Genomic DNA, 15,315 nt, shown 5'->3' on the forward strand with positions numbered 1-15,315 from the left:
GGGGTTAGGCGGCGGTGGACCAGATGGCTTGGAAGGCCGCTGCTTCGCCGGCCAGCCACTGTTCGATCTGGTCGGTCTTGGCGCTCTCGGGCATCTGGTGGGCCTGGCCGCGGCGAACGTCGACCAGGACCGGCTCGGCGTGCGGCAGCACCGCGTCCATGTGGCGGGCCATCAGGTGCAGGGTGGCGAGGACCGCCTCCTCGCTGGGCGGGGCCTCGTCGAAGTGCAGCCGGACGGCCTGCACGCGACCGTCGGCGTGGCGTACGCCGAAGTGGGGGTTGATCTTGACTGGCAGGTCGCCCAGCATGGCCAGTGCGTCCCGGGTCTGGGCCAGGTCGACGTCGCGTGGCTCGCCCAGCGAGTGCAGCCAGGCGGTCGCCCCCGGGACGAGTGCCTGGTAGAGCGGACGCCAGCGGGGCTTGACCACGTCGACCACCTGGTCGAGGTGGGTGCCGCCGGTGTGGAAGGCGATGTCGGCCTTGAGCGCCTTGACGAACTGGCCGTGCGGGTTGAAGCCGGAGCGGCTGGCCCGCTGCTTGCGCAACCCGCCGACGAAGGTGGCCTTGGTGGGCCCGGTGCGGTCGACGTAGCGGGTGAACCCGAGGAGGGTGGCGTAGGGGGTCAGTGGGGCGGTGGAGGTGGGCGCGGTCACGGGCGTCCTCCCAGGTCAACAACTCGATTAGTACATACATTCTAATCGACGGGAGTGACATCGCCCAGGGGTTGGGAGGACTTCCGCGAGGTGGGGTGTGTGGACTGTTCCCACGGCCCGATCGGCCCATTGTGGGCACGGCCGCACGAGGCGGGACATCAGCGCAGGTGATCTTTGGTTAGAGTGCGGGCTCCCATCGTCACCCTCGGAGCACAGATGACATCCCTGACGGCCCGTTGGCCGCGCCTCGCCGCCGTCGTGGCGGTGCTGGCCACGACCGCACTCTTCGGCCCCGCGGCGCCCGCCCGCGCCGCGGACCCGTTGCCCGACCTGTCCGTCTCGTTCACCACCGACCCGGTGGCGGAGATCGACAACAGCGGCACGTACATCGGCATGTTCCTCTACAACTACGGCGAGGCGCGGGCCACCGCGGTCACCATCACCCTCGACCTGAGCGGGGTCTCCGACCGCGTCGTCGCCTCCGTTCCGGAGTGGATGGAGTCCTGCAAGCTCGAGGGCGAGAAGGTCACCTGCCTCATCGGAGTGCTCGAGGCGGGCCAGACCGAGACGGTGTACCCGCTGTCGCTCGCCAGCCGCCCGGGTGCCGCAGCCGGCGACGCGGGCTCGGTCGGTGTCGCCATCGCCGGCGCGGAGGACGACGCGAACCCGGACGACAACACCACCACGTTCCCGGTCACGGTGCGTCTGTCCGGCGCTGACCTGGTCGCCGCCGCCGACAACCTGAACAGCGAGGCGGCCCGTCTCGGCCCCGGTGACACCGCTCCGCTGCACACCGGCGTCTACAACGAGGGCGACAGCGACGCGACGAACTTCACGATCTCCGTCGACGCGCCGACCGGCGCCACCTTCGCCGAGCGCTACAGCGACTGCACCTACACGGACTACTACCCGAAGGACACCGGTGCGCCCTACGTGTACGGACCGAGTGCCGTCACCTGCGTGGTTCCGCTCACCCTGGCACCCGGTGAAGGTCTGCTGTTCTTCGACGAGGAGACCGGCACGTCACTGTTCAACCTGACGTTCGGCCGTAACCTGTCCGGTCCGCAGGAGCACTACGGGCTGTTCAGCACCGCCCTCGCCGAGGAGGCACGCGCGGCGAAGGCGGGCGCGCGCGCCAAGGGCACCGGGCCGTCGTTCGCCGCTGCCGCCCGTGGGCTGCACGCGAAGGCCGTGAAGGCCGGTCTCGCCCGGCAGAGCGTCGTGCAGCGCGAGCTCGACGACCAGGACAACTACGCGGACTTCCTGTTCTGGAGCAAGCCGAACACCCTCGACGTCGCCGTCACCGCCAAGCCGGTCACGGGCACGGTCGGGCAGACCGTCGACCTCACCTACGAGGTCGTCAACAACGGACCGTCGGACGGCGGTGGTCCCGGTGTGCTCATCACCGCGCCGACCGGCACGGTCCTGCTGCCTGCCGAGTGGTGCTACACCGACGGCACCCCGGGGCGGGTCGAGCCGGAATCGGCGAAGCTGCGGTGCAACTTCGAGAGTGAGTTCCCGTCCGTCGCCTCGGGCTACGGCAGGATCACGGCCACCGTCAAGCTGAAGATCAAGTCCGCGCCGGGTGCCGACGGCACGATCGTCGTCGACGGCGCCACCTCGTCGACCGAGTCGAAGCCGGCGAACAACACCGCCCGCATCGTCTTCGCCTCCGGCGGCGGTTCCGGCGGGGACGACGACGGCGGCTCCGGCGGCGGGCTGCCGGTCACCGGCGCTCCGGCGATGGCCCTCGCGGGCACCGGCGTCGCCGTGCTCGCGCTCGGTGCCGTCCTGCTCGTGCTGTTCCGCCGTCGCCGCGTGGTGCTGCAGGCCCCGCGCGACTGATCAGCGCCAGTACACCCGGCGGGGGTGGGACCGGAGACCCGGTCCCACCCCCGCCGATCCGTGTGACGGGCTCAGAGCTGACCGACCGAGGTGATCCGTACGACCGCGGCACCCGCCTCGTCGGAGGCGGCCAGGTCGACCTCGGCGCTGATGCCCCAGTCGTGGTCGCCCTCCGGGTCGTCCAGGATCTGCCGCACCGTCCACCGCTGGGAGCCCTGCTCGATCATCAGCAGCGCCGGCCCGCGCGCGTCCGGCCCGACCCCGATCGCGTCGTAGGAATCGAAGTACGGCTCCAGGGCGTCCGCCCACGCGTCGGCGTCCCACCCGGACGCGGCGTCCAACTCGCCGAGCAGGTCCCAACGGCGAAGCGCGGCCAGCTCGACCCGGCGGAACAGCGCGTTGCGCACCAGCACCCGGAACGCCCGCGCGTTGCGGGTGACCGCCGGTGGCCGGTCCTCCAGGCTGGAGGCCACCTCGGCCACGTCGGACGGGTTGCGCAGCCGCTCCCACTCGTCGATGAGGCTGGAGTCGACCTGGCGGACCAGCTCGCCCAACCACTCGATGAGGTCGACCAGTTCCTCGGTCTTGGCGTCCTCGGGCACGGTCTGCCGCAGCGTCTTGTACGCGTCGGCGAGGTAGCGCAGCACCAGCCCCTCGGAGCGGGTGAGGGAGTAGAACTGCACGTACTCGGTGAAGGTCATCGCCCGCTCGTACATGTCCCGTACGACGGACTTGGGGGAGAGCTGGTGGTCGGCGACCCAGGGGTGACCCTGCCGGTACATCTCGTACGCCGAGTCCAGCAGCTCGGCCAGGGGCTTGGGCCAGGTGACCTCGTCGAGCAGTTCGAGGCGTGCCTCGTACTCGATGCCCTCGGCCTTCATCGCGGCGACCGCCTCGCCGCGGGCCTTGAACTGCTGCGCGGACAGCACCTGGCGGGGGTCGTCGAGGATCGACTCGATCACCGAGAGCACGTCGAGGGCGTACGACGGGGACGCCACGTCGAGCAGTTCGATCGCGGCCAGGGCGAGCGGCGACAGGGGTTGGTTGAGGGCGAAGTCGAGCTGCAGGTCGACGGTGAGTCGGACCCGTCGACCGGCCTCGTCCGGCGCGTCGAGCTGCTCGACGACCCCACCGGCGCGCAGCGCCCGGTAGATCGCGATGGCCCGGCGGATGTGCCGCCGCTGGGCGGCCCGGTCCTCGTGGTTGTCGGTGAGCAGGTGCCGCATCGAGGCGAACGCGTCGCCGGGGCGGCCGATGACGTTGAGCAGCATCGAGTGGCTGACCTGGAAACTGGAGGTCAGCGGCTCCGGCTCGGCCTCGACCAGGCGCTGGAAGGTCGGCTCGCCCCAGCCGATCGAGCCCTCCGGCGGCTTCTTCTTGACCACCTTGCGGCGCTTCTTCGGGTCGTCGCCGGCCTTGGCGAGGGCCTTCTCGTTGTCGATGACGTGCTCGGGAGCCTGGACGACGACCCGGCCGAGGGTGTCGAAGCCGGCCCGGCCGGCGCGCCCGGCGATCTGGTGGAACTCCCGGGCCTTGAGCAGCCGGGTGCGTACCCCGTCGTACTTCGACAGGCCGGTGAACAGCACGGTGCGGATGGGCACGTTGATGCCGACACCGAGGGTGTCGGTGCCGCAGATGACCTTGAGGAGGCCGGCCTGGGCGAGGGTCTCCACCAGGCGGCGGTACTTGGGCAGCATGCCCGCGTGGTGCACGCCGATGCCGTGCCGGACCAGCCGGGACAGGGTCTTCCCGAAGCCGGAGGTGAACCGGAAGTTCCCGATCGCCTGGGCGATCATGTCCTTCTCGGCCCGGGTGCAGACGTTCACACTCATCAGTGCCTGCGCGCGTTCCAGCGCGGCGGCCTGCGTGAAGTGCACGACGTACACCGGGGCCTGCTTGGTCTGCAGGAGCTCCTCCAGGGTCTCGTGCAGCGGCGTCATCGCGTACGAGAAGAGGAGCGGGACCGGCCGCTCGGCCGAGCGGACGGTGGCGGTCGGCCGGCCGGTGCGCCGGGTCAGGTCGTCGACGAACCGGGTGGTGTCGCCGAGCGTGGCGGACATCAGGACGAACTGCGCCTGCGGCAGCTCGATCAGCGGCACCTGCCACGCCCAGCCCCGGTCCGGCTCGGCGTAGAAGTGGAACTCGTCCATGACCACCTGGCCGACGTCGGCCCGGGAACCCTCCCGCAGGGCGAGGTTGGCCAGGATCTCCGCCGTACAGCAGATGATCGGCGCGTCCGCGTTGACGCTGGCGTCACCGGTCAGCATGCCGACGTTCTCCGCGCCGAACACCTCGCACAGCGCGAAGAACTTCTCCGACACCAGCGCCTTGATCGGGGCGGTGTAGAAGGTCGTGCGGTCGTCGGCCAGGGCCGCGAAGTGCGCCGCGATCGCGACCAGGCTCTTGCCCGAGCCGGTCGGCGTATTCATGATCACGTTGGCGCCGGAGACGATCTCGATGACCGCCTCCTCCTGGTGGGGATAGAGGTTGAGGCCGCGCTCGGACGCCCAACTGGCGAACGCGTCGTACAGGGTGTCGGGGTCTGGGCTCTTCGGCAGCGCGGCGGTGAGTGTCATGGCGGCTCCCATGGTGCCTGGATCATGAGCCGCCGCGCCAGCCGGGTGGGCGCTCGGCGTTTGCTCGGCGTTAAGAGGGGGCCCTTCCACCTCACCAGGCGTTAAGCGGGGGCCCTTCCTTTCACGTGGATGAGGTCCGCGATCGGCCGGCCCGCGACCAGGGCGCGGCGCTCGAACTTCGTCACCGGGCGGTGCGCCGGGCGCGGGGCGAAGCCGTCGTACGCGTTCACCAGCCCCGGATCACCGTCGAGGGTGTCCCGCATCGCCTCGGCGTACTCGGCCCAGTCCGTCGCACAGTGCAGCGTGCCACCCGGCCGCAGCCGGGAGCGCAGCAGTGCCACGTGGGTGGGCTGGATGATCCGCCGCTTGTGGTGTCGGGACTTCGGCCACGGGTCGGGGAAGAACACGTGCACCGCGTCCAGCGAACCCTCCGGCAGGCTCCGGACCAGGTCGAGCGCGTCCCCCTCGGCCACCCGCACGTTACGCAGCCCACGCTGCTCGATCAGGTCCAGCAGGTTGGCGATTCCCGGCGTGTGCACCTCGACCGCCAGATAGTCTCGATCCGGGTCGTTCGCGGCCATCGTGGCGGTGGTGTCGCCCATTCCCGAACCGATCTCCAGCACCAGCGGTGCCCGGCGACCGAACAGGGCGGCGGGATCCAGGCCGGTGGCGCAGGCGTCCGGCACGAGCAGGCCGTAGAGCGGCCACAGCCGCTCGAGCGCCGCCTTCTGGCGGCCGCTCATCCGGCCGCGGCGCGGGTGGAAGGTGCGGATGCTCCGCGGGGCGGTGGCGGCGTGCGCGTCGGTGGAGGTCACAACCACCCGAGCGTACGCGACGACCGCGCCGTATCGGATGTGATGTTCGCCCGGGGATGAGAGGATCCATCCCGTACGACCAAACGGGTGCGACGCGTACGCCGGGAGGGGGTTGTGGTGAGGGTGACCCGCGGTGGCCTGGCACTGTCGATCATGGCCGCGCTCGTCGGTCCGCTCCTCGCGGCCGGCCCGGTCCGGGCCGCGCAGCCCCAGCCGCAGCCCTCGCAGCCCGGTCCGACCGTCTTCGTCGAGGTCAGCCCGAGCACGGTCGAGCCGGGCTACCTGGTCGGCATCAAGGCGAGCTGCCGGGACAACTCGATCCCCGCGACCGTGGTCTCCGACGCTTTCGGCCGCGTGCAGGTGCAGCCGCAGCGCGGCCTGCTCACCGCCGCGCCGATGGTCCGCGACCGGACCCGCCCCGGCAACTACCGCGTCAAGCTGGAGTGCCGCGACGGCGAGACCGCCTCGACCATGCTGCAGGTGGTGAAGAGGGTGCCGTCCAGCCGCGGCCCGGCGACCGGGTTCGGTGGCGGGGCCGGCGGCTTCACCGGTGGCCTGCTGCTTCCCGGCGGGGTCGCCCTCACCGTGGTGGGGCTGGTCCTCTGGGTGGTGTCCACCCGTCGACCCCGCGGCGTCGCCCGGCGCTGACCACCATGACCACCCCCTCGTCCCCGGCACGGGCCGCCACCACGGCCCGGCGCCGGCCCGGCCGGAGCCCCTGGTCGGTGCCCCTCGCGGTGGTGCTGGTGCTGGTCGGCGTCTTCGCCACCGGCGCCGGCCTCGGTCGCACCGCCGGTCCCTTCGACTGGGCCACCACCGCCGACGACCAGCCGGCACGCAGCGAGCGCACCGGCCTGACCGCCAGCCGTCCGGTGCGCCTCTCGGTACCCACCATCGGCATCACCGCCGACGTCGAGCCGGTCGGCCAGGCGCGGGACGGCTCCATCGCCGTACCGCCGCTGGAGCGGGCCGAGGAGACCGGCTGGTACGACCGCGGCCCCACCCCGGGCGAGCCGGGACCGGCGGTGATCGTCGGGCACGTCGACACCCGGCGCGGGCCGTCGGTCTTCTACGACCTGCACAAGCTGCGTCCCGGCGACACGATCGAGGTGAGCCGCGCGGACCGTTCGGTGGTGGTGTTCCGCGTCGACTCGGTGGAGCACTTCCCGAAGGACCGCCTGCCGGCCGACCGGATCTACGGTGACTCGGGCCCACCCGGTCTGCGACTCATCACCTGCGGTGGCGACTGGCTCGGCGGTCGCACGGGGTACGCCGACAACGTGATCGCCTTCGCCTCCCTAATCAGCTCCCGCAACCCCTGACCCCACCCCCCGGAGAGGGCGTTCTTTCACGGAAACAGTGGCCATCCGCCGCGAAACAGCCACTGTTTCCGTGAAACTGCGCGCTTCGGCCGACAAAGGGGGCACGGGGTCAGCGGCGGGGTGGGACCTGTTGGACCACCTCGAACTCCAGGAGGGTGGCGCCGGAGGCGACGGGGGGGCGTTGCTGCTCGCCGGGGGCGGAGGCGTGGGCGGCGCGGGAGGGGCCGGCGGCCCACGCCTGGTACGCCTCCTAGCTCTCCCAGCGGGTGTAGACGAAGTAGCGGTTCTCGCCGGCGAGTGGGCGGAGCAGTTCGAAGCCGAGGAAGCCGGGGGAGTTCTCCACCGCGCCGGCCCGCGCCGCGAAGCGCTTCTCCAACTCCTCGCCGGCACCGGGCGGGACGTCGATCGCGTTGATCTTTACAACTGCCATACCCCACCCTAACCAGACATCGCGCCCCGGATCGGCCAGCCCGCACCCGAGCCGGCCGAGGGACACGAAGCTAGCCTCCTAGGACGGGTGCGGGTGGTGGGCGGAACCACTGGGCGGCAGCGGGACCACCGGGGCGCGACCGGGTGGGACAGCCCAGCGGTTCAGAAGGATTCGACGGCGGGGACGAGGTCGGCGTCGACCACGATCGGGGCGTGGTCGGAGGGTCCCTTGCCCTTGCGGGCCTCCCGGTCCACGTACGCGGACCGGACCGCCCGCGCGAACGGCGCCGAGGCGTACACGAGGTCGATCCGCATGCCCTTGTTCTGGTGGAACATCCCGGCGCGGTAGTCCCAGTACGTGTACGGGTGCGGGCCCTTCATCGGCGTGGGGACCACGTCGGACAGGCCCAGGTCGCGCAGCGCCGCGAGGGCGGCCCGCTCGGCGGGCGTGACGTGGGTGGAGTGCGTGAACAGCGCCGGGTCCCACACGTCGGCGTCGGTGGGCGCGACGTTGAAGTCGCCGCAGACCGCGAGCGGCAGACTCCCGGTCAGCTCCGTCTCCAGGGTGTCGCGCAGGGCCGCGAACCAGGCGAGCTTGTACGCGTAGTGCGGATCATCCGGCGCGCGGCCGTTCGGTACGTACACCGACCAGACCCGGACCCCGCCGCAGGTGGCGGAGATGGCTCGGGCCTCCGGCTCGGGGAACCCGGGTTCGTCCGGGAACCCGACCACCACGTCGGTGAGGCCGACCCGGGACAGGATGGCGACCCCGTTCCACCGGCCGTCGCTGTGGCTGGCCACGGTGTAGCCCAGCGCGCCGACCTCGTCGGACGGGAAGGCGCCGTCGGGGCACTTGGTCTCCTGGAGGCACACCACGTCCGGTTCGGTCCCGGCCAGCCAGTCCAGCAGCCGGGGCAGGCGGGCCTTCACCGAGTTGACGTTCCACGTCGCCAGGCGCATGGTTCCAGCCTGCCCCATACCGGGTCGTCCCGCCGGTCAGGTGCCGGGGGTGTCGTTGGGGCGGGTCTGCTCGGCCAGGAACCGTTCCAGCTCGGCGCCGAGTTCGTCGGCGGTGGGCAGCGGCCCGCTGTCCGGGGCGAGCAGGTTCTTTCCGCCTCGTCCCCGGGCGAACGCGTCGTACTGCTCCTCGAGGGCCCGGACCAGCGCGCCGGCGTCCTCGGTCTGGGCGACCTGCCGGTCGATCTCCACCCGGACGACCTCGGCCGCCGCGCGCAGCCCGTCCCCGGGCAGCAGCAGGCCGGTGCTGCGGGACACCGAGGTCAGCAGCACCTCGGCGGCGGCCGGGTACTCGGTCTGGGCGACGTAGTGCGGCACGTGCGCGGCGAAGCCGAGCGCGTCGCGGCCCTGCTCCCCGAGGCGGTACTCCAGCAGGTGGCCGACGCTGCCGGGCACCTGGACCCGCTGCAGCCACGGCTCGTAGCCGGCGATCAGCTCGGGGCGGGTGGCGTGCGCGGTCACCCCGGTGGGCCGGGTGTGCGGCACCGCCATCGGGATCGCGTTGAGCCCGACGGTGAGCCGGATGTCCAGTCGGGCGGAGAGCCCGGCGACGGCGGCCACGAAACGCTCCCACTGCAGGTCCGGTTCCGGGCCGCTGAGCAGGAGGAACGGGGTCTCGTCGTCGTCCCGGAGCAGGTGCAGCTCCAGCGCCGGCTCGTCGTACGACTCCCAGTGGTCCTCGACGAAGGTCATCACCGGCCGGCGCGAGCGGTAGTCGTAGAGCTGGTCGAGGTCGAACCGGGCGATCGGGCGGGCGTCCAGCGAGGTGAGCAGCTGCTCGCGGGCCAACCGGCCGGCGCTGCCGGCGTCGACGAAGCCGGTGAGGGCCTGGATCAGGACCGGCTGCCCGAGGTCGGGCAGTTCGTCGGTGAGCTCGTAGAGCTCGTGTGGGTCGAGCACCGGTACGGACCTCCCTGGATGTGCCAACGGGTCACCGTTCGCGGACGGCGCCCGGTTCGGGGAACGCTCCCGCCATCCTCCTGCATTCCTCCCGCGACGGATCCGCCGGTCCGGCCCGGCCGGAAACGAACCGCCCGGGACGCGACGAGACCGCCGCCGGCCGACCGGCCACGTGCTCCTCCCCCGAACGGGGGACCTGGGTGATCACGGTGGGGCCGGTGCCGGTTCGTCCCCTTCCGGACCCGGGGCTGCCGGCCCGGGTGGCGGGCGAGGTCTGCCGGGATCCCGAGGTCCGTCCCCTCGGCGTCGCCGCCGTGCCGGGACGTCCCCCCGCCGGGGGTGGTTTCGTGACGAGCGCCACGTGGTCACCATGCGTGATCGAAGGAGGAGCCTGCCTAGCCTCGGCTGATGCCTGACAACCACTCCCTCGACGACCACCGCACCCCCGGTGACGCCGCTGACCGTTCGGACGATACCCCCTCGTCCGTTCGGCCGACCACCGTCAGCGCGTACACCCGGGACCTGCTGCGCGGACCCGGCCGGGTCCGGGTCGCCCTCGCGGCCGGCCTGGTCTGCTGCCTCGGCCTGACCGCGGTCGCCCAGACCCGCGGCGAGGCCGCCGCCGAAGCGACCCGGATCGACACGGTCGCGGCTCCGCTGGAGCGGGCCGAGCCGGGCGCGGCCTCCCGGGACCACGACCGGTCCGGGGCTCGCCAGAAGGACTCGCCGCGCGCTGCCGACCCGGACGTCCGCCCCGCGCCCACGAAGAAGTCGAGGCCGAAGCCGAGGCCGAGGTCGACCGTCGCGGCTCCGGTCGCCGGCCTGGACCGTGCCCAGATGCGCAACGCCCAGGCGATCGTGCGGACCGGCCAGAAGATGGACATGCCCCGGCGCGCGCTGGTGATCGCCGTCGCGACCGCCATGCAGGAGAGCACCCTCTACAACTACGCCAGCGGGGTGCTCCCCGAGTCGCAGAACTACCCGCATCAGGCGATCGGGTGGGACCACGACTCGGTGGGGCTGTTCCAGCAGCGCCCGAGCAGCGGCTGGGGCGAGGTGGGGGAGCTGATGGACCCCGCGTTCGCCACCCGCCAGTTCCTCGCCGCCCTCGACCAGGTGCCCGGCTGGCAGCAGATGCGGCTCACCGACGCGGCGCAGGCGGTGCAGGTCTCGGCATTCCCAGAGCACTACGCCCAGCACGAGTGGCGGGCCGCCGAGGTCGTCGACGCGGTCCTCGACGCCGGGCGGTAGGCTGCCGACCGACCATTGTGGACGGTTGCGGTTCGGGCGTCCTGGGTACAGATGTTGTCGCTGCGATGTACACATGATGCAGGCAGCACCGACAGGAGGACGACATGTCACTGATGCAGCGACTCACCGCGTTCCTACGCTCGCCCAAGGGCCAGCAGCTGGTCGACCGGGGCCGGCGGGAGATGGCCAAGCCCGCCAACCAGCAGAAGTTGCGGGGCCTGGCGGCCAAGCTCCAGAAGCGCCGCTGACCCCCCGCGCCCCGTCCCCGCCCTCTGGTGACCCTCCGGGAGATCTCGTGACCGATTCCGCGCCCCTCGACGGCCAGCCCGCAGCCCTGCCGCCGCAGCCGCCCGCGGTCGCGCGGACCTCGCCGCCGGAGGTGCCCGAGGCGCCCCCGGCCGGGCTGTGGGACCGGATGCGGGAGGACCCGCAGTACGCTCCGGAGCACCTCGCCCTGGAGGCGGTGCGCCGGCTCGGACCCGAGGCGGCGCAGTGGGCGGCCCGGGTGCGCGCCGAGCAGCCGGCGGCGTCGCCGGAGGCCCTCGCCGACCAGGCGGTCCGCAAGTTCGTCAACCACGCCCGCCTCTCCGGCGCGGTGTCCGGCGCGGCGGGGCTGCCCGGCGCGGTGATCGACGTCGGGGTGCTGGCCTGGACCCAGGCGCGGATGGTGCTGCACGTCGCCGCCGCGTTCGGGGTGGACCCGACGCAACCGGACCGGGCCACCGACCTGCTGGTGCTGCAGAAGGTGCACAAGGTCGCCGAGAGCGCCCGGCTCGCGCTCGGGGTGGCCGCCGGCCGGGAACGCGCCGGTGCCCTCTTCGGGTCCGGCGGGCAGAACCCGCTGGGCAAGGTGATGGTGCGCCTCGGTGTGCGGCTGGCGCAGATGGCGGGCGTGCGGGCCGCCAAGCGGGTCTTCGCGAAGGTGGTGCCGGGCGCGGCGATCATCCTGGGCACGTGGGCCAACTCGTCGGCGACGAAGGAGTTGGCGGAGCGCTCGCGCGCCCTCTACCGCCAGCACGGCGGCACCGTTCCGGGGCAGCGTCGCCCCTGAGGTGCGACCCCGGCCGGGGTGGTGTCAGCCGGACAGCCCCCAGGCGCGCCAGGTCACCGCGGCGAGCCGGTCCTGGCCGGCGGCGTTGGGGTGGAACCAGTCCAGCGGGTTGACCAGGTCCAGGGTGAACCGCACCCGGTGCACCGCGCCGCCGTCGTAGCGGCACCGGGACCCGTACGCCCGGCAGGCCGCGGCCAACTGCTTGTTGTACGCGTCGATGCGCTCCCGGACGTTGGTGCGCCGGGCCTGGTCCAGTGGGTCGTCCGAGGTGGGGTTGGCCAGCAGCGCCGGGCAGAGGCCGCGGCGCCAGACGCGTACCGCCCGTTCGTCGGTGTGCCCGACCTCCCAGAGCCGGTACAGGTCGGGGATGCTCACCACCAGCACCCGGGCTTTGGGCCGGCCGGTGCGTAGGACGCGCAGGCCCCGGTCGACCTCCTTGCGGAAATCGGTCACCGGGGTCATCGCCTCGATGCCGCCACGGCAGACGTCGTTGGCGCCGATCAGCACGGTGACGAGGTCGGCGCGGTCGCGTACGGCCGCCTCGGCCTGACCGGCCAGCGACGCGGCCCGCGCGCCCGGACGTGCGTGGTTGTGGGCCCGGCCCCGCAGCGCGGCGTCGTCGTCCAGCAGCCGCCGGTAGATGCTGTCGACCCGCAGCCCGTCCCCGGTCGACCAGGAGTTGCGCTGGCACGAGGCGAGGACGACGCAGGAGCCGAAGCCGGTGCTGATGGAGTCGCCGAGGGCGGCGATGCCACCGGTGGCGCCGGGTGAGGGTGTCCCGCGGGTGGGCCGGGGTGCGGCCTCACCGCCTCCCTCGCAGGCGAGCGCGACCAGCGCCACCAGGCACGCGAGGGCGGCGACCCAACGTCGAGGCATCATTCCCCCGGTCTCGCAGCGGAGAGCGACAGCGCGGTAACTCTATGCGCGTGGCCGGGATGACGCGAAGTGCTGTCGGGTTTGCGGCAGAAGGCTGCCGCCCGCCGCGGAGGATGTGTTAGCGCCAGGGGGCCCGTTGGCCGTGGAGCCACCAGTGCAGGGCCCGGGTGATCCGGGGCAGCACCAGGTACGTCATCAGCGGCGTCAGTGTCAGCGTCATGATCAGCACCCGCAGGGCCAGCGGCACGTCCGGGAGGAAACGACTGGTCAGCAGCGTCGCGGTGAGGCTGAGCGGGAAGAAGGCCAGCCAGATCGTCACCGCCTGCTTCCAGCGCGGCGGCGAGGGCGGCGGAACGGTGGGCTCGGCGCTGACCGGCACCGTCTCCGGCACGGGCGCCGACACCGGGTCGAACCAGCCCTCGATGCCGGTCCGCTTCTCGACCCGGGTGTGCTCGACGATGCCCTGCGCCGACGTCAGCCACCAGTGCCGCTGCGGCGACTCCTCCCACCGGCGCAGCGTCTCGTCGTCGGCGAACCGGTAGAGCATGTGCCACTCGCCCGAGCCGGGGGCGCTGCGGACCCACCCGGCGCCGAGGAAACCGGGGAACGCCTCGGCCAGGGCGGTGCCGGCCCGCATCCACGCCACCATCTCGTCGGTCCGGGCGGGATCGGCGCGCCGGGCGATGGCGACGGTCACCGGCATCGCGTGGGTCATGGTCACGCGTCCATACTCCCTGTCGGACACGGCGATCGACGGCACGCGGCGCACGGGTGTAACGCAACCCACGACGGCCGTGACGGCGCACACCGACACCGGCCCGGTGGCCGGGAGCGGCGCGGTTAAGTGCGCGGAGGACGGGTAGGTCGGTGTGATGACGAGATCGCAGCCCCGGCGCGCCCGTGGCACGGTCGGCCACGCGTACAGCGCCCTCAACCTCCGCCTCGTGCTCGCCGGCTTCGGTCTGGTCACCATGGCGGTCTTCGCCGTGCTGGCCTTCGCGGCGGACGTGGTGTGGCTGGGAGTCGTGTGCGCGCTCTTCGCGGTGGTCGCCGCGGTCGACCTGGTCGTCATCCAGCGCCGTCGTGCCGCCCGTCGCCGGGAGGAGCCGGGCGTGCGGCACTCACTGTTCGAGTGACAGGAGCAGGCCATGCCCATCGCCACCACCAATCCCGCCACTTCAGCGGTGCTCAAGACGTACGAGGCGATGTCGGACGAGCAGGTCGACGCTGCCATCGGGCGGGCCGACCTGGCGTACCGGCAGTTGCGCGGCACGACCGTGGCCCAGCGGGGCGCGTGGCTCGTCGCGGCGGCCGACCTGCTGGAGGCCGAGCGGGACGAGATCGCCCGGATCATGACCACCGAGATGGGCAAGACGTACGCGTCGGCGAAGGCCGAGGTGACGAAGTGCGCCACGGCCTGCCGCTTCTACGCGGCGAAGGCGCCGGAGTTCCTCGCCGACTCGCCGGCCGACGCGACGGCGGTGAAGGCGACCCGGGCGTTCGTCCGGTACGAGCCGATCGGCCCCGTCCTCGCGGTCATGCCGTGGAACTTCCCGCTGTGGCAGGTGATGCGGTTCGCCGCCCCGGCCCTGATGGCGGGCAACACCGGGCTGCTCAAGCATGCCTCGAACGTGCCGCAGACGGCCCTGCTGATGGAGGACCTGTTCCGCCGGGCCGGCTTTCCCGAGGGCGCCTTCACCACGCTGCTGGTCGGGTCCGAGGCCGTCGAGAAGATCCTCGCCGACCCGCGGGTGCGGGCGGCGACGCTGACCGGCAGCGAGGGTGCCGGCCGTTCCATCGGGCAGATCGCCGGCCGCGAGTTGAAGAAGACCGTGCTGGAACTCGGCGGCAGTGACCCGTTCGTGGTGATGCCCTCGGCCGACGTGGACCGGGCCGCCGAGGTGGCCACCACGGCCCGCTGCCAGAACAACGGCCAGTCGTGCATCGCCGCGAAGCGGTTCATCGTGCACACCGACGTGTTCGACGCCTTCGCCGAGCGCTTCGCGGCGCACATGGCGGCCCTGCGGGTCGGCGATCCGATGGACGAGGGCACCGACGTGGGGCCGCTGGCCAGCGAGCGCGGGCGGGACGAGATCGACGCCCAGGTCCGCGACGCCGTCGAGAAGGGCGCCACGGTGCTCTGCGGGGGCCAGAAGCCGGACGGTCAGGGCTGGTACTACCCGCCGACGGTGGTCACCGACCTGACGCGTGAGATGCGGATGTGGGCGGAGGAGGTCTTCGGGCCGGTCGCCGGCCTCTACCGGGTGTCGTCGTACGACGAGGCCATCGAGGTGGCCAACGGCACCGCCTTCGGTCTGGGCTCCAACGCGTGGACGCGGGACCCGGAGGAGCAGGAGCGGTTCGCCACCGATCTGGTCGCCGGCAACGTGTTCATCAACGGGATGACCACGTCGTACCCGGAGCTGCCGTTCGGCGGCGTGAAGAACTCCGGGTACGGCCGGGAGCTGTCCGCCGTGGGCATGCGCGAGTTCTGCAACACCAAGACCGTGTGGGTGGGGGAGGGCGCCGCGTCGGCCGGCGCCGGTGCGCACGCCGAGTAGGCAGCTTTAGCCGCACGCCG

The 15,315-nt window shown here is 72.4% G+C and carries 15 protein-coding genes and 1 pseudogene; 8 read left to right on the forward strand and 8 right to left on the reverse strand.

Going from position 1 to position 15,315, the window contains the following annotated elements:
- Positions 1-4 precede the first annotated feature (4 nt).
- The gene (locus tag ACTMSW_RS27880; RefSeq protein WP_441183690.1) at positions 5-652 is read right to left on the reverse strand and encodes a hypothetical protein; all 648 of its coding nucleotides are present in this window, start codon (positions 650-652) and stop codon (positions 5-7) included.
- Positions 653-868: 216 nt separating this feature from the next.
- Here ACTMSW_RS27880 and ACTMSW_RS27885 point away from each other — a divergent pair, with 216 nt between their 5' ends.
- On the forward strand, positions 869-2,497 hold the full coding sequence (locus ACTMSW_RS27885; RefSeq protein WP_441183691.1) for a peptidase: 1,629 nt from the start codon (positions 869-871) through the stop codon (positions 2,495-2,497).
- A 71-nt stretch (positions 2,498-2,568) separates the two neighbouring features.
- Here ACTMSW_RS27885 and ACTMSW_RS27890 read toward each other — a convergent pair whose 3' ends face one another.
- On the reverse strand, positions 2,569-5,073 hold the full coding sequence (locus tag ACTMSW_RS27890; protein WP_441183692.1) for a DEAD/DEAH box helicase: 2,505 nt from the start codon (positions 5,071-5,073) through the stop codon (positions 2,569-2,571).
- Positions 5,074-5,174: 101 nt separating this feature from the next.
- Positions 5,175-5,888: a tRNA (guanosine(46)-N7)-methyltransferase TrmB gene (gene trmB / locus ACTMSW_RS27895; protein ID WP_441183693.1), complete on the reverse strand. Its 714-nt coding sequence runs from the start codon at positions 5,886-5,888 to the stop codon at positions 5,175-5,177.
- Positions 5,889-6,002: 114 nt separating this feature from the next.
- Between trmB and ACTMSW_RS27900 the strand changes: the two genes are divergently transcribed.
- Together ACTMSW_RS27900 and ACTMSW_RS27905 are read left to right on the forward strand one after the other, a co-directional pair.
- Complete coding sequence (locus tag ACTMSW_RS27900) at positions 6,003-6,536, forward strand: hypothetical protein (RefSeq protein WP_441183694.1); 534 nt, start codon at positions 6,003-6,005, stop codon at positions 6,534-6,536.
- Positions 6,537-6,541: 5 nt separating this feature from the next.
- Entirely contained in the window at positions 6,542-7,210 is a 669-nt protein-coding gene (locus ACTMSW_RS27905) for a class F sortase (protein WP_441183695.1), read from the forward strand.
- Between the two features lie 109 nt (positions 7,211-7,319).
- On the opposite strand, the pseudogene ACTMSW_RS27910 reads toward ACTMSW_RS27905, so the two are convergent.
- From ACTMSW_RS27910 to ACTMSW_RS27920, 3 genes and pseudogenes are all read right to left on the reverse strand, one after another.
- Positions 7,320-7,640, reverse strand: a pseudogene (locus tag ACTMSW_RS27910) (antibiotic biosynthesis monooxygenase family protein).
- Positions 7,641-7,801: 161 nt separating this feature from the next.
- Positions 7,802-8,599, reverse strand: a complete 798-nt coding sequence (locus ACTMSW_RS27915; RefSeq protein WP_441183696.1) for an exodeoxyribonuclease III — start codon at positions 8,597-8,599, stop codon at positions 7,802-7,804.
- A gap of 36 nt (positions 8,600-8,635) precedes the next feature.
- The gene (locus ACTMSW_RS27920) at positions 8,636-9,556 is read right to left on the reverse strand and encodes a proteasome assembly chaperone family protein (protein WP_441183697.1); all 921 of its coding nucleotides are present in this window, start codon (positions 9,554-9,556) and stop codon (positions 8,636-8,638) included.
- Between the two features lie 408 nt (positions 9,557-9,964).
- On the opposite strand from ACTMSW_RS27920, the gene ACTMSW_RS27925 reads away from it, so the two are divergent.
- From ACTMSW_RS27925 to ACTMSW_RS27935, 3 genes are all read left to right on the forward strand, one after another.
- Positions 9,965-10,807 carry a peptidase M23 gene (locus tag ACTMSW_RS27925; protein WP_441183698.1) on the forward strand — a complete coding sequence of 281 codons (843 nt, stop codon included), beginning with the start codon at positions 9,965-9,967 and terminating at the stop codon, positions 10,805-10,807.
- Positions 10,808-10,911: 104 nt separating this feature from the next.
- Positions 10,912-11,055 carry a hypothetical protein gene (locus ACTMSW_RS27930; RefSeq protein ID WP_441183699.1) on the forward strand — a complete coding sequence of 48 codons (144 nt, stop codon included), beginning with the start codon at positions 10,912-10,914 and terminating at the stop codon, positions 11,053-11,055.
- Positions 11,056-11,102: 47 nt separating this feature from the next.
- Entirely contained in the window at positions 11,103-11,858 is a 756-nt protein-coding gene (locus ACTMSW_RS27935) for an EcsC family protein (RefSeq protein WP_441183700.1), read from the forward strand.
- A gap of 24 nt (positions 11,859-11,882) precedes the next feature.
- Here the strand turns inward: ACTMSW_RS27935 and ACTMSW_RS27940 are convergent, their stop codons facing one another.
- Positions 11,883-12,734 carry a GDSL-type esterase/lipase family protein gene (locus ACTMSW_RS27940; RefSeq protein ID WP_441183750.1) on the reverse strand — a complete coding sequence of 284 codons (852 nt, stop codon included), beginning with the start codon at positions 12,732-12,734 and terminating at the stop codon, positions 11,883-11,885.
- A gap of 118 nt (positions 12,735-12,852) precedes the next feature.
- Positions 12,853-13,455, reverse strand: a complete 603-nt coding sequence (locus ACTMSW_RS27945; protein ID WP_441183701.1) for an antibiotic biosynthesis monooxygenase — start codon at positions 13,453-13,455, stop codon at positions 12,853-12,855.
- A 151-nt stretch (positions 13,456-13,606) separates the two neighbouring features.
- Here ACTMSW_RS27945 and ACTMSW_RS27950 point away from each other — a divergent pair, with 151 nt between their 5' ends.
- Both ACTMSW_RS27950 and ACTMSW_RS27955 read left to right on the forward strand, forming a co-directional pair.
- On the forward strand, positions 13,607-13,870 hold the full coding sequence (locus ACTMSW_RS27950; RefSeq protein ID WP_441183702.1) for a DUF6343 family protein: 264 nt from the start codon (positions 13,607-13,609) through the stop codon (positions 13,868-13,870).
- Positions 13,871-13,882: 12 nt separating this feature from the next.
- On the forward strand, positions 13,883-15,295 hold the full coding sequence (locus tag ACTMSW_RS27955) for an NADP-dependent succinic semialdehyde dehydrogenase (protein WP_441183703.1): 1,413 nt from the start codon (positions 13,883-13,885) through the stop codon (positions 15,293-15,295).
- The last annotated feature ends 20 nt before the right edge of the window (positions 15,296-15,315 follow it).

It is taken from the genome of Micromonospora sp. BQ11 (assembly GCF_052068135.1).
Classification (GTDB): domain Bacteria; phylum Actinomycetota; class Actinomycetes; order Mycobacteriales; family Micromonosporaceae; genus Micromonospora.

Coding starts and splice junctions, on each gene's coding strand:
- ACTMSW_RS27885 (WP_441183691.1), top strand. CDS start 869: ATGACATCCCTGACGGCCCGTTGGCCGCGCCTCGCCGCCGTCGTGGCG.
- ACTMSW_RS27890 (WP_441183692.1), bottom strand. CDS start 5,073: ATGACACTCACCGCCGCGCTGCCGAAGAGCCCAGACCCCGACACCCTG.
- ACTMSW_RS27905 (WP_441183695.1), top strand. CDS start 6,542: ATGACCACCCCCTCGTCCCCGGCACGGGCCGCCACCACGGCCCGGCGC.
- ACTMSW_RS27915 (WP_441183696.1), bottom strand. CDS start 8,599: ATGCGCCTGGCGACGTGGAACGTCAACTCGGTGAAGGCCCGCCTGCCC.
- ACTMSW_RS27925 (WP_441183698.1), top strand. CDS start 9,965: ATGCCTGACAACCACTCCCTCGACGACCACCGCACCCCCGGTGACGCC.
- ACTMSW_RS27930 (WP_441183699.1), top strand. CDS start 10,912: ATGTCACTGATGCAGCGACTCACCGCGTTCCTACGCTCGCCCAAGGGC.
- ACTMSW_RS27940 (WP_441183750.1), bottom strand. CDS start 12,734: ATGCCTCGACGTTGGGTCGCCGCCCTCGCGTGCCTGGTGGCGCTGGTC.
- ACTMSW_RS27950 (WP_441183702.1), top strand. CDS start 13,607: ATGACGAGATCGCAGCCCCGGCGCGCCCGTGGCACGGTCGGCCACGCG.
- ACTMSW_RS27955 (WP_441183703.1), top strand. CDS start 13,883: ATGCCCATCGCCACCACCAATCCCGCCACTTCAGCGGTGCTCAAGACG.